A 21,100-nucleotide genomic window follows, 5' to 3' on the forward strand; every position below is an offset into this window, starting at 1 on the left:
CGACTAACATTTGGTTGCCGCCGACCTCTCTCGCCGGAAGCTCCAGAGGCGAAACCGCAGCTCACAGGCACGCCCATTCGCCGGACAAGCGGCAACGTTGGGCCGGAGACGGAACGTCCGCTTCGCAGCGGAAGCCCAGGGTCCCCTCACCACCCTCGGCAGCCCTCGACACGGCCGGGCGTGTCGGGCTCCGCCCCTAGGCAGAACCGCTCCGAACGGCTAGGGGCGGGAGGCGGGCCGCGCTGGCCCAACGCGCTGGCCCAAGCTGCGGTCACGATCAGATTCCCGGCCACGCGCGGCCGACCGCGAGGAGACGCCCCGCCGTGCCACAGCCGCTTTCCACCGCGACCAGCCGGGACGGGCGCGTCCACGCGGTGCTGCGGTCCCGCACCGCGGCGGCCCATCGGCGGCTCGACGCGGCCTTCGACCTCGCCCGCCTGCCCGAGCGGGGTCCCTACGGCGCCTTCCTGCGGGCCTCGGCCGCCGCGCTGATCCCGCTGGAGGCGCGGCTCGACGCGTCCGGCGCCGCCGCCGTGCTGCCGGACTGGCCGGCGCGCCGCCGCGGCGCGGCGCTGCTCGCCGACCTCGCGGGCCTCGACGAGCCCTACGCCCCCTCCGCCGGCGCCGGGGCGCCCCTTGAGCGCGACACGCTCCTCGGCGTGCTGTACGTGCTCGAAGGCTCGCGCCTCGGCGGCGCGATGATCCGGCGGGCGGTGCTCGCGGGCGGGGATCCGGCGGCCTGCGCGAACCTGCGCTACCTCGACCACGGCCGCGGCCGGCGCTTCTGGCCGAGCTTCCTCGCGCGCCTCGACGGCGCGGCGCCGGACGAGGCCGGGCTCGGGCGGATGACCGAGGGGGCGCTCGCCGCCTTCGCGGCCTTCGAGCGGGCGGCGTCCACAGTGGCGTCGCCCGGCGCGCTGGCGCATACGGTAGGGTAGGATAGGGTCCGGACCCGCCGCGGGAGGATGCACGGGCAGCCATGACCTACGAGTTCGAGTTCGGCGAGGTCTTCGCCTACTGGCCCGAACTCGCGGCCGGCGCCGCCCATACGCTCGTCCTGTCGACGCTCGCGATGGCCATCGGCATGGTGGTGGCGGTGCTGGGGGCGCTCGCCAAGACCTCGGGGCCGGTCTGGCTGCGCTGGATCATCGACGCCTATATCGAGCTGATCCGCAACACCCCGTTCCTGATCCAGATCTTCCTGATCTTCTTCGGCCTGCCCTCGATCGGGCTTCGCCTCTCGCCCGATGCCGCCGCGCTCACCGCGCTCGTGGTCAATGTCGGGGCCTACGGCATCGAGATCATCCGCGCCGGCATCGAGAGCATCGACGGGGGCCAGATCGAGGCCGGCCGGTCGCTGGGGATGAAGCCGCTGCAGATCTTCCGCTACGTGGTGCTCAAGCCGGCGATCCAGGCGATTTACCCGGCGCTGACGAGCCAGTTCATCCTGCTCATGCTGAACTCCAGCGTCTGCTCGGCGATCGCCGCGAGCGAGCTGACGGCGGCGGCCGGCGACATCCAGTCCCGCAACTTCCGCAGCTTCGAGGTCTACCTCGTCGTCACGGGCATCTACTTCGCCCTCTCGGTCGTGCTGTGGAGCGCCTTCGCGGGCATCGAGCAGGCCTTCCTGCGCAAGCCCAGCCGGCGGTAGGGGGCCTCGCCATGCGGACGTTGAGCGAAGGCGACATCCTGTTCATCCTGCTGGCGGTGCGCTGGACACTGCTCCTGTCGCTGATCGCCTTCCTGGGCGGCGCGGTGGGCGGGCTCGCGGTGGCGCTGGCGCGCACGGGCGAGATCCGCGCCCTGCGCCTCCTGGCGCGGGGCTACATCACGGTGTTCCAGGGCACCCCGCTGCTGATGCAGCTCTTCCTGGCCTTCTTCGTGCCGAGCATCTTCGGGATCAACGTCGATCCCTGGACCGCGGCGGCGCTCGGCCTGTCGCTGCACGCGAGCGCCTTCCTGGGCGAGATCTGGCGCGGCAGCATCGAGACGGTGCCGCACGGGCAGACCGAGGCCGCGACGGCGCTGGGCCTGCGCTACTGGCCGCGCATGGCCCTGGTGGTCGTGCCGCAGGCCGTGCGCATCGCCATCCCGCCGACGATCGGCTTCCTGGTCCAGCTCATCAAGGCGACCTCGCTCGCCTCGATCATCGGCTTCGTCGAACTCACGCGCGCCGCGCAGATCATCAACAACGCCACCTTCCGGCCCTTCACGCTCTTCGGGCTGGTGGCCCTCGTCTATTTCGTGATCTGCTGGCCGCTCTCGGCCTATAGCCGGCGGATCGAGAGGAAGCTCACCCTCGCGAGCCGATGAACGGCCGCGTGCGGCGGACAGGGAGGAACCGGATGACCCGAGTGACGATGGCGCGGCGGCGCTTCGGACGGATGCTGGCGGGGGGCCTCGTCCTGGCAGGCCTCTCGGCGAGCCTGTTGACGGGCGCGGGGCCGGCCGCGGCGGCCACGCCGGAGGAGATCAAGGCCAAGGGCAAGGTCGTGGTCGGCGTGCTCACCGACTATCCGCCCTTCGGCGGCACCGATGCCCAGCAGAAGCCCGCGGGCTACGACGTCGACGTCGCCCGGCTCTTCGCCAAGAAGCTCGGCGTCGAGCTCGAACTCGTCCCGGTGACGGGGCCGAACCGGATCCCATACCTCCTCACCAACAAGATCGACCTCCTGATCGCGACCTTCGGCATCACCGCCGAGCGCTCGCGGCAGGTGCTGTTCTCCAACCCCTACAGCGCGCTCACCACCTACGTGCTGGCGCCGAAGTCGCTCGCCATCGGCAAGCCCGAGGACCTGAAGGCGGTCACGATCGGGGTGGCGCGCGCGAGCACGCAGGACACCGCCGTCTCGGCCATCGCGCCCTCCGGCACCCGCATCATGCGCTTCGACGACGACGCCACCACCACGCAGGCGATCATCTCCGGCCAAGTGCAGTCGATCGGGGCCAGCAACACCGTCCTGGCGCAGCTCACCAAGGACTACGCCTCGCTCCAGATCGAGCCGAAGTTCAACCTGCGCCAGCAGGCCAACGGCATGGCCTTCCGCAAGGCGGACACCGCCTTGCGCGACTACGCCAACGGCTTCATCGCCGAGATCGCCGGCAACGGGCAGCTCGACGAGATCAACAAGCGCTGGTTCGGCACCCCGCTCGGCACGCTGCCGCCGATGCCGCAATTCTGACGAGGCGAGGAAGAGTGGCCGTGAGCGAGCCGCCAGGCGAGCGCGCCCCCGTCGTCACGATGCGCGGCGTGAGCAAGTGGTTCGGCAGCTTCCAGGTGCTGCGGGCCATCGACCTCGACGTGCACCGGGCCGAGCGGATCGTGGTCTGCGGGCCGTCGGGCTCCGGCAAGTCGACCCTGATCCGCTGCCTCAACCAGCTCGAAGCGCACCAGGACGGCACCATCACGGTCGACGGCGTCGAGCTGCGGCCGGACCTGCCGGGCATCGAGGCGGTGCGGCGCGAGATCGGCATGGTGTTCCAGCGCTTCAACCTCTTCCCGCACCTCACCGCCCTGGAGAACTGCATGCTCGCGCCGATGAAGGTGCGCGGGCTCAGCCGGGCCGCCGCCGAGGAGGCGGCCCGCACCTACCTCGCCCGGGTACGCATCCCCGAGCAGGCGCACAAGTACCCGGTGCAGCTCTCAGGGGGACAGCAGCAGCGCGTGGCCATCGCCCGCTCGCTGTGCATGAACCCCAAGATCATGCTGTTCGACGAGCCGACCTCGGCCCTCGACCCCGAGATGGTGGGCGAGGTGCTCGACGTGATGGTCGAACTCGCCGAGAGCGGCATGACCATGGTGGTCGTGACCCACGAGATGGGCTTCGCCCGCCGGGTCGCCGACCGGGTGGTGTTCATGGATCAGGGCGAGATCGTCGAGGTGGCGCCGCCCGCGGCCTTCTTCGACCATCCGCGCAACGAGCGCACGCGCCGTTTCCTCAGCCAGATCCTGCCGGCGGGGCTGCCCGAGACAAATTGAGACGGTCCGCCCCGCAAATGCCACAGCCTCGATTGAGGTGTCTTTACCGAATGGAGAGATCGGTCTGCGCGGGGTTGATCCGGCGTGCTAGCGTCGCATCCGCGCCGAGGGAGAGGACATCCGGAATGATCAAGGGTGGTTTCGGCAAGGGCGGTATCGGAACGAGTGTCGCCGCGGCGGCGCTGGCGGCCTTCTGCGCGGCCGGGACCGCGCAGGCAGCCCAATGCGGCAACGGCCCGGGCGGCTTCGAGGCGTGGAAGCGGGACTTCGCCGAGGAGGCGCGGGCGAACGGCGTCAGCGCGAACGCCATCGCGGCCCTGATGACGACCAGCTACAACACGGCGACCATCTCGGCCGACCGCGGCCAGAAGAGCTTCCGCCTGTCCCTCGACCAGTTCCTGGCCAAGCGCGGCGGCCCCACCATCGTGGCGCGCGGGCGCGCGCTCAAGCGCACCCACGCCGCCCTGTTCGCCTCGATCGAGGACCGCTACGGCGTGCCGCCCGGTCCGCTGCTGGCCATCTGGGGCATGGAGACCGGGTTCGGGGCCGTGCGCGGCAACCAGAACACCCTCTCGGCGGTGGCGACCCTGGCCTACGATTGCCGCCGCTCGGCCTTCTTCACCGATCAGCTCTACGCCGCCCTGAAGCTCGTCGACCGCGGCATCATCACGGCGAGCACCCGCGGCTCCATGCACGGCGAACTCGGCCACACGCAGTTCCTGCCGAAAGCGATCCTGAACTACGGCACCGGCGGCAGCCTGGAAAACGCGTCCGTCGCGCTCACCTCGACGGCGAACTTCCTCAAGGGGCACGGCTGGCGCGCGGGCGCGGGCTACCAGCCCGGCGAGGCCAATTTCGGCGCGCTCCAGGCCTGGAACGCCGCCTCGGTCTACCAGCGGGCTCTGGCCCTGCTCGGGCGCCAGATCGACGGCGAGTAGGGCACCGGGCATTGCGCCGGCCGCGCCGACGCGGCAGCCTGCCGGCATGATCGCGGTCGATTGGGGTACGAGCAGCGCCAGGGCCTACCGGCTCGGGCCGGACGGGACGGTGGCGGAGCGCCGCGAGGGTGCCGGCGGCATCCTGCACGTGCCGCCCGGCGGCTTTCCGGCCGCCCTCGACGACATGGTCGGCGACTGGCTCCGGGCCGGCGAGGCGCGGGTGCTCCTCTCCGGCATGGTCGGCAGCCGCCAGGGCTGGCGCGAGGCGCCCTACCTGCCCTGCCCGGTCGGGCTCGACGCGCTGGCGGCGGGCGTGATCGCGCTGCCGTTCGAGGGCGCCGCACAGGTGCGCCTGGTGCCGGGCCTCAGCGCCGCGGACGCGTCGGGCGTGCCCGAGGTGATGCGCGGCGAGGAGGTACAGGTCTTCGGGGCGCTGCGGGAGACCGGCGGCGACGCGTGGCTGTGCCTGCCGGGAAGCCACGCCAAGTGGGTCGCGGTGCGGGCGGGCCGCATCGCGGGGTTCTCCACCAGCCTCACCGGCGAGGCCTTCGCGGCGCTCTCCGCCCACACGATCCTGGCCCGGATGATCGAGGGCCGGCCCGAACCGGGACCGGCCTTCGACGCCGGCGTGGCGCGCTCGGGCGAGCCCGGGGGGCTGCTCCACCACCTGTTCGGCGCGCGCGCGCTCGGCCTGTTCGGGCGGCTCGCGGCGGGGGACGGGGCGAGCTACCTCTCCGGCCTGCTGATCGGCCACGACGTGCGGGAGAACCGGCCGGATGGCGACGCGCCGGTCGACCTCGTCGGCGCCGGCCCGCTGATGACGCTCTATGCCCGGGCGATCGCCCGATGCGGCGGCCGGGCGCGCCTCTGCGACGCGGATGCGGCGGCGCGCGGGCTCGCCCTGATCGGGGAGAGACTCGCATGGACCTGAAGGGCTTGGACGTACGGGACTGGCTCGCCCGCTGCCCGCTCGTGGCGATCCTGCGCGGCGTGCGGCCCGACGAGGTGGAGGCGGTGGGCGACGCCCTCGTGGCGGCCGGCATCGTCGTCATCGAGGTGCCGCTCAACTCGCCCGAGCCGATCGAGAGCGTGCGCCGCCTGAGCGCCCGGTTCGGCGCGCGCGCCCTCGTCGGCGCCGGGACGATCCGGCGCCCGGCCGAGGTGGCGGCGGTGGCCGAGGCCGGCGGGCGCCTCCTCGTGACGCCCCACGCCGATCCCGGCCTCGTGCGGGAGGCCAAGGCCCGCGGCATGGTGGCGATGCCGGGCTTCTTCACGCCCGCGGAGGCCTTCTCGCTCCTCGATGCCGGCGCGGATGCCCTGAAGCTGTTTCCGGCCGAGGCCGGCGGCCCCGCGACCCTGCGGGCGCTGCGCGCCGTCCTCCCGCCCGAGGTGCCGCTGCTGCCGGTCGGCGGGGTCGATGGCGGCAGCCTTGCAGCTTGGCGGGAGGCGGGCGCGGCGGGCTTCGGCTGCGGCTCCTCGCTCTACAAGCCGGGGGACGCGCCCGGCACGGTGGCCGCCAAGGCGGCCGCGCTCCTCGCCGCGCTCGGGCGCTGAACTCGCCTACTCGGCCTTGCGGGTCCGGATCGCCAGGGTGGTCGGGTCGAGGGCCCGCAGGGCTCAGCGCCGTCACCTCAGCCATCGCCCTCCTCCAGCGCCGCGAACCACGCGGCATAGGGCGTGGAGCGCGCCATGCGGCGGGTGTAGTCGGGCGCGCCGTCCGTCCACCAGACCGGTCCGCGCTCCCCGAGTCCCCGCTTGGCCGCATCGACCCGGGCTCGCGCGGCGGCCCGGGCCTCGTCGTCGGCGGCGTCCCGCACCATGCGGCGGGCCCGCATCAGCTCGCCCACCAGGCGCTCCCGCTCGGCCGGGGCGAGGTGCGGGTCGGCGAGCCGCCACAGCCGGCCTCGCACCACGAGGTAGCGGCCGTCCGGGGTGCGCGGCGGGGCGGCCACCGGCTCACTCCGCGACGATGACGCGGTTGGGCAATTCGTCCGTGTCGCCGGGGGCGGCCGGGAACTCGGCCGCGAGGGCCGCGCCGATCCGCTCCACCGCCCGGATCAGGCCGGCCTCGGCCTCGCCGCGGGCGAGCGCCGCCATCAGGTCGCGCAGCACGTCCCTCCAGGCGTCGGGCGCGATGCGCGCGAGGATGCCCTCGTCCGCCACGATCTCGGCGTGGCGCTCGGCCAGCGCCAGGAACAGCAGCACGCCGGTGCGCCCGCGCGTGCGGCTCAGGCCCCGCGACCAGAAGGCGAACTGCGCCGCCTCGCGCACCCGCGCCCGCCGCAGGCGGCGCGGCACCAAGGCGAGCCGCAGGGGCTCGGCCTCGCTCGCGGCGAGGATCAGGGCCGCGACGCCCGCCTGTGCCAGCAGGATCAGGCCCGTGCTCCACTCCGTGAGCGCGAGGAGCGGCCAGGGGACGATCAGCCCCGCGACGAGGGCGGCGGTGAGCACGACGGAGCGGTAGCGCCCCGCCCGGGTGCCGAGCATCACCACGATCTCGCCCGCGGTGCCGGCCTCCGCCTGCGCCACCGCCCGGGCGACGCGCTCCTGCCCCTCGCGCGTGAGGAGATCGGCCGCCCTACCAGTCACCGGATGCTCCCCCGCCGCCCGACGAGCCGCCGCCGCCCGAGAACCCGCCCCCGAACCCGCCGCCCCCGCCCGAATAGCCGCCGCTCCAGCCGCCCGAGCCCGGCATCGGCAGGACGACGAGGCCGCCGCGGCCTCGGCCGCCGCCCCGGTTCATGCGCCAGACCACGATCAGCACGATCAGGAACAGGACCACGAGCATGAGCACCTGGGCCGGATCGACCGCGTCCTCGCGCACCTGCGGCTTGCGCTGCCACTCCTGCGCGTCCCCTGCCAGGATCGACAGGATGCCGTCGACGCCGGCCGAGAGGCCGCCCGCGAAGTCGCCCGCCTTGAAGCGCGGCGTGATGCTGCTGGCGATCAGCACCTTCGAGAGGGCGTCGGTGAGCGCCCCCTCCAGGCCGTAGCCCACCTCGATCCGCACCTTGCGCTCGGCCGGCGCCACCAGCAGCAGGACGCCGTTGTTGGTCTTGGCCTGCCCGAGCTTCCAGGCGCGGAAGAGCCGGTTGGCGTAATCCTCGACGCTGGCGCCCTGGAGGCTGCGCACGGTGGCCACCACCACCTGGTCCGAGGTCCTGTCCTCGTGCGCCTTCAGCTTGGCGTCGAGGTCGGCGCGCTGGGCGGCGGTGAGCAGGCCCGCCTCGTCCACCACGCGCCCGGTGAGCGCCGGAAAGGACAGCTCGGCCGCGAGCGCCGCCACCGCCGCGAGGAGGAGCGCCAGAAGGAGCGTCAGGAGAAGCGCGGCGCGCGGCAGGCCGCCCCGGGCGAGCGCCCGCATCGGGTCTAGAACTTCACGTTCGGCGGCCGCGCGGCATCGGGTGTGGCCGTGAAGGTCTCCATCGGCTTGGCGTCGGGATAGAACCACGCGGCGATCCAGCGCCCGGGAATGGTGCGGACCTCGGTGTTGTAGGACTGGACGGCGCCGATGTAGTCGCGCCGCGCCACCGCGATCCGGTTCTCGGTGCCTTCGAGCTGGGATTGCAGGGCGAGGAAGTTCTGGTTGGACTTGAGGTCCGGGTAGCGCTCGACCGTGACGAGGAGGCGGCCCAGCGCGCCCGAGAGCTGGTTCTGGGCGTCCTGGTACTCCTTGAACTTCTGCGGGTCGCTCACCGTCGAGGCGTCGACCTTGACGCTGGACGCCTTGGCGCGCGCCTCCGTGACGCCGATCAGCACGTCCTTCTCCTGCTGGGCATAGCCCTTCACGGTCTCGACGAGGTTGGGGATCAGGTCGGCGCGGCGCTGGTACTGGTTCTGCACCTCGCTCCAGGCCGACTTCGCCTGCTCCTCCAGGGTGGGCACCCGGTTGATGGCGCCGCAGCCCGAGAGGCCGCCCGCGACCGCCACGAGGGCGAGCGCCCCGGCCAGACGCGAGAGCCACGGCGCCGCGGACGGAACGCTGCTGGGTTTCGACGGCATGCCACGCCCTCCGGCCTGCGGGATGTCCTCACGGCGCGGTGGCCGATCACCATAGGGACTCGCGCGGCGCAGCTTGGTTCCGGCGCGCCTGTCGATCCGGCATGCGCGCGGCGTGGCACGCGCGCACGCTCGGCCCGGCTGGCCCGTGGCCGTTTCTGCGCCGCGGCTACTTGGCGTCCGCGACCTTGTCCTTGATGACGTAGGTGCCCTTCTTCTGGCCGATCGCCTGCGTCGCGCCCTCCGTCATGGAGGCGGGCCGCGTCACGGTGATCTCGAAGGTGCCGGAGAGGCCCGCGAACTTTCCGGTGCCGCCGGTCCACTCGCCCGTCCCCTTGGCCCGCGGCGAGAGCGGCTGCGCGGGGTAGCTGTACTTCTCGTAGACGTGGTCGCCGTCCGCATCGGCGTAATCGCAGAAGCCCTGGTTCTCGAACGTCTTGGCCGCGATGTCGACGACGTTGCTGAAGGTGCAGCGCCCCGTCATGTTGTTGAGGAGCGCGCCGCCGGTCTCGTTGGCCGCGGCCATGATGAGCACCCCAACGCTGTGGGTCTGGTTGGCGGCGCCCTGCACGGGCTTGGCCACCACCGGATTGGTCGCCATGAAGGTGATCCGGAACTCACCCTGCTTCGGCAGATCCTGCGCCAGAGCGAATCCGGGGACGATAGCAGTCGCGATGGCAACGACGAGGGAACGCGCACGCTGTGAGCACATGAAATCCCCCTGCTTTGTGTTGAAGGCTCGCCATTCCTTGCGAACGAGCAGGATTATTTAGAGACCACCGCAGGCACAAGATCATTCTCAAATATCAATGACTGCGTCAGCCAGTGGCAACCACCCGACATCGCATCATTGCTGTGAGTCTCGCGTCCCGTCGCGGGATTCGTCGGTCCGGAAGGGTGGCGTCGCGACGTCAGCCCCCGCGCAGGCGGCGCGCCAGGTCCTCGGGGATCGGCGCGGCCTTCATCCGGCCGGCCTCGTCCGGGTGGCGCCCGGCCCAGACCCGGCGCTCGCGCCCCTCCACCGCCAGCTCACCGGCATTGTGGAGCCGGTGGCGCACCGCGAAGCTGGAGCGGCCGACCTCGACCACGGTCGAGACGATCTCGACCCGGTCGCCGTAGCGCGACGGCCTGAGGAAGCGCGCGCCGGTCTCCACGAGCGGGATGCCGATCAGGTCGTAGGCGGCGAGCATCGCGGGCTTCGGCAGGCCGGTGGCGGCCTCGCACAGGAGCGCCGTCGACCAGTCGAAGAACTCGAAGAAGCGCGGGTTGAAGACGATTCCCGCCGGGTCGCAATGCCCCCACTCGATGGTGAGCGACCGGGTGACGGAGAAGCCGTCGCGCTCGTCGGGCGGCGTCATGGGGCCTCCGGGGTGATGATGGCGGGGGCGTAGGGTACGGCGTAGAGCATCTCGACGAGATCGGCCCGCCCGCGCAGCACGCCGCGCTGGTTGATCGAGCCCTTGTCGGTGACCTCGTCGCGGTCGAGGGCCGGCGGCTCGGCCATCAGCAGCAGGCGGGCGACGCGGTTCGAGGAGCCGGTGCTCCGGCCCGCGAAGGCGGCGAGCCGGCGCGCGAACTCCGCCCGCACCGCCGGGTCGGCCAGAACCGCCGCGTCGTCGCCCTCCGCCCCGCACAGGGCGCGGCAGGCGGCGAGGTCGGGGAAGACCAGGGCCGCGACCGTGTCGCGCGCCTCGCCCGCGAGCGCGACGTCGCGCACCAGGGGCTGGAACGCGTCGAGGAAGGCGGCCCGCAGCGGGCCGACGCTGACCCAGATGCCGGTGGTGAGCTTGAAATCCTCGTTGAGGCGTCCGTCGAACACGAAGCCGCGGGCGGGCTCGGCGGGATTCACCGGCACCAGCGCATCGCCGAGCCGGTAGAAGCCCTCCTCGTCGAAGGCCGCCGCGGTCAGGTCCGGGCGGCGCCAGTAGCCGGGCGTGACGTTGGGGCCGCGCAGCCGCGCCTCCCGCTTCGTCCCGACCGGGGCGAGCTTCAGCTCCACGCCCGCGGCCGGCAGACCGACATGCCCGGCCCGGCCGGGGCCGTCGTCGGTGACGAGGGCGAAGGGCGCGGTCTCGGTGGCACCGAGGCCCGTGAGCATCGGCACCGTCCGCCCGATCGTGTCGCGGGCGAGCGCGTCGATGGCGTCCCAGACCGGCTGCGGCAGGCCGGCGGCGGCGAAGAAGTTCATCTTCAGCCGGCTGAAGAAATTCTCCCGCAGCGCCCGGTCGGCCCGGAGATGGGGCACCAGCGCCTCGAAGCCCTTCGGCACCGTGAGGTAGAGCGTCGGGGCCACCTCCTTGAGGTTGCGCACCGTCTCGTGGATCGCCGCCGGCGTCGGGCGGCCCTCGTCGATGTGGAGCGTGCCACCGTTGGCCAGCACGAGGTTGAAGTTGTGGTTGCCCCCGAAGGTGTGATGCCAGGGCAGCCAATCCACCATCACGGGCGGCGCCTCGGTGAGGAAGGGGTAGCGCGCCGCGATCATCGCCTGGTTGGCGGCGAGCATCCGGTGGGTGTTGATCACGGCCTTCGGCACGCCCGTCGAGCCGGAGGTGAAGAGGAGCTTCGCCACCGTGTCGGGCCGCACGGCCGCATGGGCGCGGGCCACCGCCGCCGGGTCCTGCGCCGCCGTCAGCGCGGCAAGCGGGGTCGCGGACCGCCCGACCGGCGTGCCGTCCCCGACCACCACCTCGACGCCCTCCGGGATGGCGGCCGTCAGCGCCGGAGCGAAGACCCGGCCCTCCTCGGCGAAGACGAGGCCGGGGGTGAGCAGCTCCACGATTGCCTTGAGGCGGGCATGGTCCCGGGACGCGGTGGAATAGGCGGGCGAGACCGGCGCCACCGCGATGCCGACATGCATCGCGGCGAGCGACAGGAGCGCGAAGGCGAGGCTGTTGCCGGACAGGAGCATCAGCGGGCGCTCGGCCGAGAGGCCGCGGGCGAGGAGGGCGGCGCCGATCCGCTCGACCTGCGCCAGCGCCTCGCCGTAGCTCAGCCGGTCCCAGTCGCCGCCCGGCCCGCGCCGGGCCAGGAAGGTGCGGTCCGGGTGTTCGCGCGCGTGCCGCACGAGGTGCGCGGTCAGGCCATCCGGGTAGGGCGGCAGCGGGGTTGCGGCCCTGATCACCTGCGTGCCGTCGGGCCGCGTCGCGAAGAGATGGGCGCCGTGGCGCCGGGGGGCGTCCGCCATGGCGGCTCAGCCCTTCACGAGCGGGCAGCCGCCCTCGGCCAGCGGGCGCCACGCCGCGTCGGCGGGCAGCGTGCGGACCGCCTTGAAGTAGTCCCAGCCGCCCTTGCTCTCGGCCTCGGTCTTGGTGGCGAGCAGGTACATCGGGTGGAGCTTGCGCCCGTCGGCGCGGATCGTGCCCTTTCCGAAGATCGGATCGTCGGTCGCCTGCGCCTTCATGGCGGCCACCAGCGCGCGGCCGTCGCCCGCATCCGTCACGGCGGGCAGCGTCTTCAGGAGGTGGGCCACCGCCGAGTAGACGCCCGCCTGCATGTCGTTGGGCACGGCGCGGCGGGGATGGCGGGCGGCGTAGCGCGCCGCGAAGGCGCGGGTGTCGTCGCTCAGGTCCCAGTAATAGGGCGTGACGATGTAGACGCCCTGCGTGGCCTTGAGGCCGAGCGCGGGCATGTTGGTGATGTTGAGGATCAGGCCGGCGAGGCGCTGGCCCGGGGCGATGCCGAACTCCGCCGCCTGCTTGAGGGCGTTCGAGGTGTCGTCGCCCGCATTCGCGAGCCCGATCACGTCGGCGCCGGAGGCCTGCGCCTGGAGCAGGAAGGAGGAGAAGTCGGACGAGCCGAGCGGGTGGCGGGCCGCGCCCTTCACGGTGCCGCCATTCGCCTTGACCTCGTCGGCGGCGCTGCCCTCCAGGTCCTTGCCGAAGGTGTAGTCGGCGGTGAGGAAGAACCACGTCCTGGCCCCCTGCGCCACCAGCGCCTTGGCGAGGCCATGCCCGAGCGCCCAGGTGTCGTAGGTCCAGTGGATGGTGTTGGGCGAGCATTGCCGCCCGGTCAGCTCCGCGGTGCCGGCGCCCGAGCCGATGAAGACCTTGTTCTTGTCCCGGGCGAGGTTCGACACGGCGAGCGCCACCGCGGAGTTCGGCACGTCCACGATGACGTCGACACCCTCCTGGTCGAACCAGCGGCGGGCGATCGAGGCCCCGATGTCGGTCTTGTTCTGGTGGTCGGCGGAGACGAGCTCGACCGGCCGCCCGGCCTTGGGGCCGAAATCCTCGATGGCGAGTTGCGCCGCGATGACCGAGCCCTGGCCCTGGTAGTCGGCGTAGGGACCGGACATGTCGTTGAGGACGCCGATCTTGAGCGGCCGCTCGGCGGCCAGGGCCGGGGGTGCAAGGGTCGATGGCGCAACGGCCGGGGCCGCGACGGCGAGGCAGGCCGCGAGGGCCGTGACGAGGGTTCGGCGTGACATGGCGTTCTTCCTCCGATGATCGCGGGGCGTGGCCGGTCTTCGGGCCGGCTCTGCCGTCGTGGGCGTGTCGTCCGGTCCGCCTCGGCGGAGCCGGGTTCCGTGTCGTCGGTCGTCAGGGATCCTCGCCCGTCCGGCGGGGATCCCGCGCGTCACGAGGCGGCGGCGCGGCCCTGGCGCTTCACTCCCGCACCTTCTTCGCCCGGCCCTCCAAGAAATCGGCGAGCCGGCGCTTCGCCTCGGCGTCGCTCTGCGCCACCGCCGTCATCAGCGCCTCGGCGAGGTAGCCGGTGGCGGGGTCGGCCTCGGCGATGCGCGGCAGGGCGTGGATCAGGGCGTAGTTGGTGAGCGGCGCGTTCTCGGCCGCCCGGGCGGCGAGCGCCACCGCCCGCTCCAGGCCCTCGCCCGGGGGCACGACGTAGTGCGAGATGCCGAGGCGCTCGCCGCTCTCGGCGTCGTGGACGCGGCCCGTCAGCATCATGTCGCGCATCCGCGACACGCCGATCAGCCGCGGCAGGCGCACCGAGGCGCCGCCGCCGACGAAGATGCCGCGCTGGCCTTCCGGCAGGGCGTAGAACGCGGAGGTCTCGGCCACCCGCAGGTGGGCGGCGAGCGCGAGTTCGAGCCCGCCGCCGATCACCGCGCCCTTGAGCGCGGCCACCACCGGCACCCGGCCGAACTCGATCTCGTGGAAGGCCCGGTGCCACATGCGCGAGTGCAGCATGCCGGCGGGCGCGTCGCGCTGGGTGAGTTCCGCGAGGTCGAGGCCGGCGCAGAAATGCTCCCCCTCGGCGGCGAGCACCAGCGCCCGCACATCGTCCGGCAGGTTGCGGGCGATCCGCTCCAGCGCGAGGATCATGCCGTCGTCGAGGGCGTTGCGCTTGGCCGGCCGGCTCAGCCTCACCACCGCGACCGCCTCCCGGCGCGCGACGCGCACGGCGTCCGTGCCGAGGGCCGACAGCTCTTGCGCCATGGCGCTTCCTCCGCGTGTCGCATCCGGCCTGTGATCGCCGGATTGCCAAATCTGATTTGTAATGTGATATAACTATCTCACCGGGTCAATCGGGCTTGCGGGCACCGGACCAAACGACCCGGCGCAGGGAGGGCGCGCCATGACGGACGCGAGCACGGACGCGGGCGAACCGGCCGGCGGCTACCGCACGGAGATCCGCCGGGTGGCGGTGATCGGCACCGGGGTGATCGGGGCATCCTGGGCCTCGCTGGCCCTGGCGCGCGGTCTCGACGTGACCGCCTGCGACCCGGCACCCGGGGCCGAGGAGCGCCTGCGGGCCACCGTCGCCCGGCAATGGCCCGCGCTCACCGCGATCGGCCTCGCGGCGGGCGCCTCCCCCGCGCGGCTGCGCTTCGTGGCCGAGCCGGAGGCGGCGGTGGCGGGGGCCGATTTCGTGCAGGAGAACGGCCCCGAGCGCCTGGAGATCAAGCGCGCGACGTATCGGCGCCTCGACGCCGCGGCCCCGCCCGACGTGGTGCTGGCCACGAGTTCGTCGGGCCTGACCCCGAGCGCGATCCAGACCGCCTGCCGCCACCCGGGCCGGGTGGTGCTCGGCCATCCCTTCAACCCGCCCCACCTCGTGCCGCTGGTGGAGGTGCTGGGGGGCGAGCGCACGCACGAGGGCGCGGTCGCGGCCGCGATGGCGGTCTACGCCGGTCTCGGCAAGCGCCCGATCCGCCTGAAGCGCGAACTCGTCGGCCACGTCGCCAACCGGCTCCAGGCGGCGTTGTGGCGCGAGGCGTTCCACCTCGTCGGCGCGGGGGCGGCCTCGGTGGCCGACATCGACGCCGCCATCAGCCACGGGCCGGGCCTGCGCTGGGCGCTGATGGGGCCGTGCCTGCTCAACCACCTCTCGGGCGGTCCCGGTGGGCTCGCCCACACCCTCGACCACCTCGGCCCCCTGATGGAGGCGATGTGGGCCGACCTCGGCGACCCGCGCCTGACCCCGGAGCTGAAGGACGCACTCGTCCGGGGGCTCGGCGCGGAACTCGCCGGGCGCGACGCGGACGCCATGCTGGCGGAGCGCGACGCCATCCTGATCGACCTCGTGCGACGCAAGCGCGAGGCGGCGAACCTGCCGTGAGCCGAACGGCTGCGGCGATCCGGCCGCCGCTCCGGCGCATGATGCCGACACTTCAACCAGGGAGGACGACATGGCCAAGGTGATCGTGACGGTGGCGCCCACGGGCGGCATGGCCTCGAAGGCGCAGAACCCCAACCTGCCGACCCAGCCGGACGAGATCGCCGAATCGGTGCACCGGTCGTGGAAGGAGGGCGCCGCCATCGCGGCGCTCCATGCCCGGCGCCCCGACGACGAGGCGACCTGCAACGCCGACATCTACCGGCGCATCAACGGCCTGATCAAGGAACGCTGCGACATCATCCTGAACAACTCGACGGGCGGCGGCTCCTCCGGCGACATGCTGGTGGCGCGTCCCGACGGGCTGTTCGAATCGAGCTTCGAGGAGCGGCTGAAGGGCTGCGACGCGGGCGCCGAGATGGCGACCTTCGACGGCATGACCTTCGCGGACGTGCACGGCGGCCGCGAGATCTGCGTCATCACCACGCCCTCGCGCTGCGAGGCGCTGGCCAAGCGCATGCAGGAGCGCGGCATCAAGCCGGAATGGGAGGTCTTCGGCCCCCAGCACATCCTGCAGGACGTGACGCGCCTGATCGAGAAGGGCTACGACAAGCCGCCCTACTACATCAACATGGTGCTCGGCGCCGACAAGGGCTTCCAGGGCGCGATGCCCTACTCGCACGACATCCTGGCGGCGATGATCCGGATGCTGCCGCCGCACTCGATCTTCTGCGTCTCCGCGATCGGCCCGGCGCAGCTGCCCGCGACCACGCAGGCGATCCTGCTCGGCGGCCACGTCCGGGTGGGGCTGGAGGACAACAACTACTATTCCCGCGGCCAGCTCGCCACGAACGAGCAGCTCGTCGCCCGCGCGGTGCGGATCATCAAGGAACTCGGCCACGAGCCGACCAGCCCTGCCGAGGCGCGCGAGATCCTCGGGCTCACGGCGCGCTGAGCCGAATTGCACGGGGCCATTCGGCTCAGCCTTCCTCGGTGGTGCATCCTATCCGCCGCCGAACCGGTGACCACTTCGGCGCATGATGCATTGCCCCTTGCATCCTATCCGCCGCCGAACCGGTGACCACTTCGGCGCATGATGCATTGTCTCTGGCATCATGTTCGCCGCCGAACCGGTGACCACTTCGGCGCATGATGCTTGGGAACCCTGCGCCGGGCCGGCGGTGGACGGATCGCGCCGCCGGCCGATCTTCATCGGGCCATGGACGGCCGCACCCGGCGGCCGGGGAGGAGCCCGATGTCCGCAACGCCGTTCACCTGCCGCATCCCGGACGCGGCGCTCGCCGATCTGCGCGAGCGGCTGGCCCGCACCCGCCTGCCCGATCAGGCGCCCGAGGCGCCCTGGACCTACGGGACGGATGTCGGCTACCTCGCCGACCTGATCGCGTACTGGCGCGACGGCTTCGACTGGCGGGCGCAGGAGGCGGCGCTGAACGCCTTCCCGCAGGCGATGGTGCAGGTGGGCGATCTCGCCGTGCACTGCCTGCACGCGCCGGGCCGGGGGCCGGAGGGAGGACCCGCACCCCGGCCGCTGCTGCTCTGCCACGGCTGGCCGGGCTCGGTGTTCGAGTTCCTCGACATCATCCCCCGCCTCACCGATCCGGCCGCCTACGGGGGCGACCCGGCGCAGGCCTTCACGGTGGTGGCCCCCTCGCTGCCCGGCTATGGGTTCTCGTTCCGCCCGGGCCAGCGGCGGCTCGGCGTCGAGGAGATGGCCGACACGCTGGCCGAGATGATGGGGCTGCTGGGCTACGACCGTTTCCTCGCCCAGGGCGGCGACTGGGGCGCCTTCGTCACCACCCGCATGGCGTGGCGCTACCCGGAGCGGATCGCGGGCCTGCACCTCAACATGCTGCCGGTGCGCCGGGACAGGACCGGGGCCGACCCGACCCCCGAGGAGGCGGCCCATTACGAGCGGGTGGCGCATTGGCTCAAGGAGGAGACGGGCTACCAGTGGATCCAGGGCACGCGCCCGCAGACGCTCGCCTTCGCGCTCACCGATTCGCCCAGCGGCCTTGCGGCGTGGCAGGTGGAAAAATTCCGGGCGTGGTCGGATTGCGGCGGCACGATCGAGGCCGCGATCCCGCGCGAGCGGATGCTCGCCAACATCGCGCTCTACTGGTTCACGGGGGCGATCGGCTCCGCCGCGCATCCCTACTTCGCCCGCATGCACCGGCCCTGGCCGATCCCGGACGGGGAGCGGATCACCGTGCCGACGGGCTACGCGGCCTTCCCCAAGGAGATGGTGCGCCCGCCGCGCTCGCTTGCGTGCGGGATGTTCGCCGACATCCGGCGCTGGACCGAGATGCCGCGCGGCGGTCACTTCGCGGCGCTGGAGCAGCCGGCCCTCCTGGCCGACGACATCCGGGCCTTTGCGGCGGCCTTGTGACGGGCGCCCGCGCCTGACGCGGCGCTTGCCCTGCCGGAGCTCATACCAACGGTCGTTGTCAACGACCGTTGGTTCCGTTCTCGACGTGTCGCCAAGTCAGAGGCTTGGCGACACGTCGAGATGGGTCATCGGCCCCGTCGATCCCGGGCTTGCCCGGGATCGAGATCAATGCGTCAGCATCCTGGGGCGATGGTATGACGGCGTCACCAGACCTCCGCATCGACCGCCCGGAATGCTGACGCACCGGGCGGTCGATCATCGCCGATTCTCGGCACGATGCCGAAGACCTGACGGGAACCGGCGAACGGCACCGGTGGTCCCGGGACGGGACCGCCGGTCCTACACGACGGTGAAGTCGCCGGCGGTGATCACCGGGTGGTTGTCGAGCTGGGCGAACGGCACCGCCGAGAAGGCCCGGCCGGAGCCGTCCGCGTCGTAGGACAGCAGGCCGGTGTTGCGGTTGTAGAGAATGCGGTCGCTGGCATCGACCCGCGCGCCCCACACACCCAGATCCTTGAACGCCGAGCCCGCGAGGGCTCCGGCCGGCAGCGATCCGAAGATGCTGCGGGCCAGCTGGACCGTGTCGTTGTTGCCGCGGGCCGAGGGGCTGAAATCCGTGATGTGGTCGATCACGCCCGTCACCAGCGCGTTGCTCATGACGAAGGTGTCGTTGCCCAGACCGCCCTGCAGCGTGTCCGCACCGGCCCCGCCGTTGAGGATATTGGCGGCGCCGTTGCCGGTGATCAGGTTGGCCATGCCGTTGCCGGTGCCGTTGATCGCGGAGCCGCCGGTGAGCGTCAGCCGCTCGATGTCCTGGCCGTTGAGATTGAAGGACACGGACGACTGCACCGTATCGACGCCTTGGCCGGCGATCTCGATCACCTTGTCGCCGGCATGGTTCACCACGTAGGTGTCGTTCCCCTTGCCCCCCGCCAGCGTGTCGGCCCCCGCGGTGCCCTTCAGCGTGTCCGCACCGGTGGTGCCCTGCGTCGGGCTGGGAGTCGGACTGGTCTGCGGCGGAGTGGTCCCCGTGCTGCCCTGCGGCGTGCCGCCTCCGACCGGGGTGCCGGCCGCGGAGCTCCAGCTGAAGCTGTTGTGCCAGGCGGCCATCGGGCTCTGCCCGAAGATCTCCTTCGCCTGATACGTGCCGCCGAACGCGTCGTCCTGGATGCCGCCGCCGTAGACGACGTTCTCAGGGTGCACCGGGTTCTGGTAGGCGCCGTTGATGAGGGTGGTGTCGTCCGCCAGCCCGAAGATCAGCGAGCCCGACAGCGGCGTGCCGCGGCCCGCTTGGCTCGCAAAGAAGTTGTCGAACGAGCGCACATCGTCGAACAGGTTGTTGCTGCCGAGGTCCGTGAAGGCACCGTTGCCCATGCGCACGACGTCGACGTTGCGGACCGTGGTGTTCTGGGCGCCCTCCAGCATCACGCCGACGCCGCTCGGCGAGTTGTTGCCGTCGATGAGGCCGTTGGTGATCGTGACCCCGTCGCTGTCATGACCGATGTGGATGTTGTCCTCGGTCCAGGATTTTTGGAGATCGTTGAAGACGTAGAAATTGTTGAGGCTGCTGTTGCCGGAGCGGTTGAACTGCACCAGCTGGCCGCGCGGGAACGGCCCGCGCATGTTGTAGCCCTCGATCCCCTCCAGGGTGGCGTTGGGCGAGTCCTGCAGGTAGATGCCCGTCGAGGCGTCGCGCACGGTGGCGCCGGTGACGCTGGCGCCCGGGCTGTGGAACAGGCTGACGCCGAACTCCCCGCCGTCGCGATTGGGACCGGTTGCCGGCGCGCCGGCATTGATCATCTCCACACCCTGGATCCTCAGGTTGTCGGCGTCGACCGCGTCGATGCCGGCACTGCCCTGGTTGGCGCCGTTGTAGTGGATGCGGACGTTGCGGATGGTGACGTTGTCGTCGTCCTCGAGTTCGATGCCGACCCCGTCGGCATAGATGTCGAGGTTCTCGATGACGTCCCCGCTCTTGGCGTAGATCGTCCCGTTGTAGCGGGTGAGCGGAGTCGAAGGTGTATCCGGCATAGTCTTTCCTGATGGAGGTGCGCCATTCCACAAGCAGAGACGCAGATGATCGTCCCGGCCACAGGACGCGGCCGGGTGCGGATGCGTGCACCGCGCACGCCGTTCGCATCGGCGCCGCCCGGTCAGGCAGGCACCGCGTCGAACACGGTCGGGTGAGCAGGCTCCGCTCTCAGGACGAGAGCGAAGGAGACGGTATTGGTAAGTACAAATCAGCGGCTTTGTACGATGCCGTACGCAAACTCACGCTGAAGACTGATTCTTGTTAATAACTATGGTTAATGTCATATGTCGAAATATGGCGCGAATGTGGCGCAAGGGCGCTTCTGTTTGGCGGTTCTGATGCCGTGTGACCGGGAAGCCCAGGCTCAACCGGCGGATGCTGCGGCGACCGCAATGATGATCATGATGGATCTGAGGCATCAGCGCGTCGCGCGAAAATTGCCCATGCGTGATGGGCAGTTCAATCGGCCGGATCAACAAGAGATGATGGATGACATGCGCGGACCTTCGGCCGGGTCCGTCCGGCGTCGGACGCGCCAACACAACCCAAGCGGATCTCTCGTCCGTGATGATCAACTAAGCCGCGTGTCTCGTCGGGCTCGGAAGGCAGCCCTGAACTGACCGGGCCCGCTTCCTCGCCGTGCTGCGATGCGCAGCGTCTGCACAGGCGGTCAATCGACCAGGGATGGACCGGCGTGCCAGCCGGTTTCTTCTCTGCAGCACCAGGACGGCCTGCCGACAGCATCACCGCCCTGCCGGACCCCGGGTGCGTTCTCCTGTGGCGCCGATGCAGGATACCGATACTGGTCCTTGGCCGAGCAGCGCCCGAACGGGCTCACAGCCGCGGTGCCGTCACTGGCCGAGGGGTCGCCGCTGTCCGACGGACCGCACCTTGCCGAGGCCCCAGGCGCCGAGGCCGCACGCCGCCAGGACGAACGGTGCCGCGACGAGGCAGGCTCCGACGGCCTCGGAGCCCGTCAGCCAAGCCAGGGCTTTGGCCGCGGCGACGAGCAGCAGAAAGCCGCCGCAGCAGGCCGCGAAAGCCGCGCCGCCGAACGACGCGCACAGGGCGGCGACCGTGCCGGCGATCCTGTCGACCTCGGCTTTCAGCAGCCCGAACTCTTTCACGGCTAGATCGCTTGCCTGCCGTACGACATCGAGCGCGAGCCGGAGGGTGCTGTCTCTGGATTGCGCATCGTGCCGAGCCATCCGGTCCGCCATTCGCCATCG

The 21,100-nt window shown here is 71.8% G+C and carries 23 protein-coding genes; 11 read left to right on the forward strand and 12 right to left on the reverse strand.

Features of this window, described 5'->3' with window-relative positions; all coding sequences use genetic code 11:
- Window positions 1-323 precede the first annotated feature (323 nt).
- From MFF61_RS29875 to MFF61_RS29910, 8 genes are all read left to right on the forward strand, one after another.
- Window positions 324-938, forward strand: a complete 615-nt coding sequence (locus MFF61_RS29875; RefSeq protein ID WP_238241325.1) for a biliverdin-producing heme oxygenase — start codon at window positions 324-326, stop codon at window positions 936-938.
- Window positions 939-979: 41 nt separating this feature from the next.
- Window positions 980-1,651, forward strand: a complete 672-nt coding sequence (locus MFF61_RS29880) for an amino acid ABC transporter permease (RefSeq protein ID WP_238241326.1) — start codon at window positions 980-982, stop codon at window positions 1,649-1,651.
- 11 nt (window positions 1,652-1,662) lie between these two features.
- Complete coding sequence (locus MFF61_RS29885) at window positions 1,663-2,313, forward strand: amino acid ABC transporter permease (protein WP_238241327.1); 651 nt, start codon at window positions 1,663-1,665, stop codon at window positions 2,311-2,313.
- A gap of 32 nt (window positions 2,314-2,345) precedes the next feature.
- The gene (locus tag MFF61_RS29890; RefSeq protein WP_238241328.1) at window positions 2,346-3,182 is read left to right on the forward strand and encodes a transporter substrate-binding domain-containing protein; all 837 of its coding nucleotides are present in this window, start codon (window positions 2,346-2,348) and stop codon (window positions 3,180-3,182) included.
- 59 nt (window positions 3,183-3,241) lie between these two features.
- Window positions 3,242-3,979 (forward strand): amino acid ABC transporter ATP-binding protein, encoded by a 738-nt coding sequence (locus MFF61_RS29895; RefSeq protein ID WP_238241359.1) that lies wholly within the window; start codon window positions 3,242-3,244, stop codon window positions 3,977-3,979.
- 125 nt (window positions 3,980-4,104) lie between these two features.
- A complete protein-coding gene (locus tag MFF61_RS29900) occupies window positions 4,105-4,917 on the forward strand; it encodes a lytic murein transglycosylase (RefSeq protein ID WP_238241329.1) in 813 nt (270 codons plus the stop codon).
- A gap of 46 nt (window positions 4,918-4,963) precedes the next feature.
- Window positions 4,964-5,848, forward strand: coding sequence for a 2-dehydro-3-deoxygalactonokinase (locus tag MFF61_RS29905; protein WP_238241330.1), 885 nt, complete (start codon window positions 4,964-4,966; stop codon window positions 5,846-5,848).
- The gene (locus tag MFF61_RS29910; protein WP_238241331.1) at window positions 5,839-6,471 is read left to right on the forward strand and encodes a 2-dehydro-3-deoxy-6-phosphogalactonate aldolase; all 633 of its coding nucleotides are present in this window, start codon (window positions 5,839-5,841) and stop codon (window positions 6,469-6,471) included. Before MFF61_RS29905 ends, MFF61_RS29910 begins: the two co-directional genes overlap by 10 nt.
- A 77-nt stretch (window positions 6,472-6,548) precedes the next feature.
- Here MFF61_RS29910 and MFF61_RS29915 read toward each other — a convergent pair whose 3' ends face one another.
- The 9 genes from MFF61_RS29915 to MFF61_RS29955 form a co-directional block, all read right to left on the reverse strand.
- Window positions 6,549-6,869: a hypothetical protein gene (locus MFF61_RS29915; protein ID WP_238241332.1), complete on the reverse strand. Its 321-nt coding sequence runs from the start codon at window positions 6,867-6,869 to the stop codon at window positions 6,549-6,551.
- Between the two features lie 4 nt (window positions 6,870-6,873).
- Entirely contained in the window at window positions 6,874-7,506 is a 633-nt protein-coding gene (locus MFF61_RS29920) for a TPM domain-containing protein (RefSeq protein WP_238241333.1), read from the reverse strand.
- On the reverse strand, window positions 7,496-8,281 hold the full coding sequence (locus MFF61_RS29925) for a TPM domain-containing protein (RefSeq protein WP_238241334.1): 786 nt from the start codon (window positions 8,279-8,281) through the stop codon (window positions 7,496-7,498). The genes MFF61_RS29920 and MFF61_RS29925 overlap by 11 nt, the downstream gene beginning before the upstream one ends.
- 5 nt (window positions 8,282-8,286) lie before the next feature.
- Window positions 8,287-8,919, reverse strand: a complete 633-nt coding sequence (locus MFF61_RS29930; protein WP_238241335.1) for a LemA family protein — start codon at window positions 8,917-8,919, stop codon at window positions 8,287-8,289.
- Between the two features lie 166 nt (window positions 8,920-9,085).
- Window positions 9,086-9,517 (reverse strand): hypothetical protein, encoded by a 432-nt coding sequence (locus MFF61_RS29935; protein WP_238241336.1) that lies wholly within the window; start codon window positions 9,515-9,517, stop codon window positions 9,086-9,088.
- A 310-nt stretch (window positions 9,518-9,827) separates the two neighbouring features.
- Window positions 9,828-10,274: an acyl-CoA thioesterase gene (locus MFF61_RS29940; protein ID WP_238241337.1), complete on the reverse strand. Its 447-nt coding sequence runs from the start codon at window positions 10,272-10,274 to the stop codon at window positions 9,828-9,830.
- The gene (locus MFF61_RS29945; protein ID WP_238241338.1) at window positions 10,271-12,100 is read right to left on the reverse strand and encodes a feruloyl-CoA synthase; all 1,830 of its coding nucleotides are present in this window, start codon (window positions 12,098-12,100) and stop codon (window positions 10,271-10,273) included. The genes MFF61_RS29940 and MFF61_RS29945 overlap by 4 nt, the downstream gene beginning before the upstream one ends.
- 6 nt (window positions 12,101-12,106) lie before the next feature.
- Complete coding sequence (locus MFF61_RS29950; protein WP_238241339.1) at window positions 12,107-13,342, reverse strand: ABC transporter substrate-binding protein; 1,236 nt, start codon at window positions 13,340-13,342, stop codon at window positions 12,107-12,109.
- A gap of 178 nt (window positions 13,343-13,520) precedes the next feature.
- The gene (locus MFF61_RS29955; RefSeq protein ID WP_238241340.1) at window positions 13,521-14,312 is read right to left on the reverse strand and encodes a crotonase/enoyl-CoA hydratase family protein; all 792 of its coding nucleotides are present in this window, start codon (window positions 14,310-14,312) and stop codon (window positions 13,521-13,523) included.
- Window positions 14,313-14,451: 139 nt separating this feature from the next.
- Here MFF61_RS29955 and MFF61_RS29960 point away from each other — a divergent pair, with 139 nt between their 5' ends.
- From MFF61_RS29960 to MFF61_RS29970, 3 genes are all read left to right on the forward strand, one after another.
- Complete coding sequence (locus MFF61_RS29960; RefSeq protein WP_238241341.1) at window positions 14,452-15,435, forward strand: 3-hydroxyacyl-CoA dehydrogenase NAD-binding domain-containing protein; 984 nt, start codon at window positions 14,452-14,454, stop codon at window positions 15,433-15,435.
- Between the two features lie 70 nt (window positions 15,436-15,505).
- The gene (locus MFF61_RS29965) at window positions 15,506-16,387 is read left to right on the forward strand and encodes a beta-keto acid cleavage family enzyme (RefSeq protein ID WP_238241342.1); all 882 of its coding nucleotides are present in this window, start codon (window positions 15,506-15,508) and stop codon (window positions 16,385-16,387) included.
- A 300-nt stretch (window positions 16,388-16,687) separates the two neighbouring features.
- On the forward strand, window positions 16,688-17,839 hold the full coding sequence (locus tag MFF61_RS29970) for an epoxide hydrolase family protein (protein WP_238241343.1): 1,152 nt from the start codon (window positions 16,688-16,690) through the stop codon (window positions 17,837-17,839).
- Window positions 17,840-18,178: 339 nt separating this feature from the next.
- Here the strand turns inward: MFF61_RS29970 and MFF61_RS29975 are convergent, their stop codons facing one another.
- From MFF61_RS29975 to MFF61_RS29985, 3 genes are all read right to left on the reverse strand, one after another.
- On the reverse strand, window positions 18,179-19,870 hold the full coding sequence (locus tag MFF61_RS29975; RefSeq protein WP_238241344.1) for a NosD domain-containing protein: 1,692 nt from the start codon (window positions 19,868-19,870) through the stop codon (window positions 18,179-18,181).
- A gap of 240 nt (window positions 19,871-20,110) precedes the next feature.
- Window positions 20,111-20,446 carry a hypothetical protein gene (locus MFF61_RS29980; protein WP_238241345.1) on the reverse strand — a complete coding sequence of 112 codons (336 nt, stop codon included), beginning with the start codon at window positions 20,444-20,446 and terminating at the stop codon, window positions 20,111-20,113.
- A 276-nt stretch (window positions 20,447-20,722) separates the two neighbouring features.
- Entirely contained in the window at window positions 20,723-21,091 is a 369-nt protein-coding gene (locus MFF61_RS29985; RefSeq protein ID WP_238241346.1) for a phage holin family protein, read from the reverse strand.
- Window positions 21,092-21,100: the final 9 nt, after the last annotated feature.

The organism is Methylobacterium isbiliense (genome assembly GCF_022179325.1).
GTDB lineage: Bacteria > Pseudomonadota > Alphaproteobacteria > Rhizobiales > Beijerinckiaceae > Methylobacterium > Methylobacterium isbiliense.

Coding starts and splice junctions, on each gene's coding strand:
- MFF61_RS29880 (WP_238241326.1), top strand. CDS start 980: ATGACCTACGAGTTCGAGTTCGGCGAGGTCTTCGCCTACTGGCCCGAA.
- MFF61_RS29885 (WP_238241327.1), top strand. CDS start 1,663: ATGCGGACGTTGAGCGAAGGCGACATCCTGTTCATCCTGCTGGCGGTG.
- MFF61_RS29890 (WP_238241328.1), top strand. CDS start 2,346: ATGACCCGAGTGACGATGGCGCGGCGGCGCTTCGGACGGATGCTGGCG.
- MFF61_RS29895 (WP_238241359.1), top strand. CDS start 3,242: ATGCGCGGCGTGAGCAAGTGGTTCGGCAGCTTCCAGGTGCTGCGGGCC.
- MFF61_RS29900 (WP_238241329.1), top strand. CDS start 4,105: ATGATCAAGGGTGGTTTCGGCAAGGGCGGTATCGGAACGAGTGTCGCC.
- MFF61_RS29905 (WP_238241330.1), top strand. CDS start 4,964: ATGATCGCGGTCGATTGGGGTACGAGCAGCGCCAGGGCCTACCGGCTC.
- MFF61_RS29910 (WP_238241331.1), top strand. CDS start 5,839: ATGGACCTGAAGGGCTTGGACGTACGGGACTGGCTCGCCCGCTGCCCG.
- MFF61_RS29925 (WP_238241334.1), bottom strand. CDS start 8,281: ATGCGGGCGCTCGCCCGGGGCGGCCTGCCGCGCGCCGCGCTTCTCCTG.
- MFF61_RS29930 (WP_238241335.1), bottom strand. CDS start 8,919: ATGCCGTCGAAACCCAGCAGCGTTCCGTCCGCGGCGCCGTGGCTCTCG.
- MFF61_RS29935 (WP_238241336.1), bottom strand. CDS start 9,517: ATGGCGACCAATCCGGTGGTGGCCAAGCCCGTGCAGGGCGCCGCCAAC.
- MFF61_RS29940 (WP_238241337.1), bottom strand. CDS start 10,274: ATGACGCCGCCCGACGAGCGCGACGGCTTCTCCGTCACCCGGTCGCTC.
- MFF61_RS29945 (WP_238241338.1), bottom strand. CDS start 12,100: ATGGCGGACGCCCCCCGGCGCCACGGCGCCCATCTCTTCGCGACGCGG.
- MFF61_RS29950 (WP_238241339.1), bottom strand. CDS start 13,342: ATGTCACGCCGAACCCTCGTCACGGCCCTCGCGGCCTGCCTCGCCGTC.
- MFF61_RS29955 (WP_238241340.1), bottom strand. CDS start 14,312: ATGGCGCAAGAGCTGTCGGCCCTCGGCACGGACGCCGTGCGCGTCGCG.
- MFF61_RS29960 (WP_238241341.1), top strand. CDS start 14,452: ATGACGGACGCGAGCACGGACGCGGGCGAACCGGCCGGCGGCTACCGC.
- MFF61_RS29965 (WP_238241342.1), top strand. CDS start 15,506: ATGGCCAAGGTGATCGTGACGGTGGCGCCCACGGGCGGCATGGCCTCG.
- MFF61_RS29970 (WP_238241343.1), top strand. CDS start 16,688: ATGTCCGCAACGCCGTTCACCTGCCGCATCCCGGACGCGGCGCTCGCC.
- MFF61_RS29975 (WP_238241344.1), bottom strand. CDS start 19,870: ATGCCGGATACACCTTCGACTCCGCTCACCCGCTACAACGGGACGATC.
- MFF61_RS29985 (WP_238241346.1), bottom strand. CDS start 21,091: ATGGCGGACCGGATGGCTCGGCACGATGCGCAATCCAGAGACAGCACC.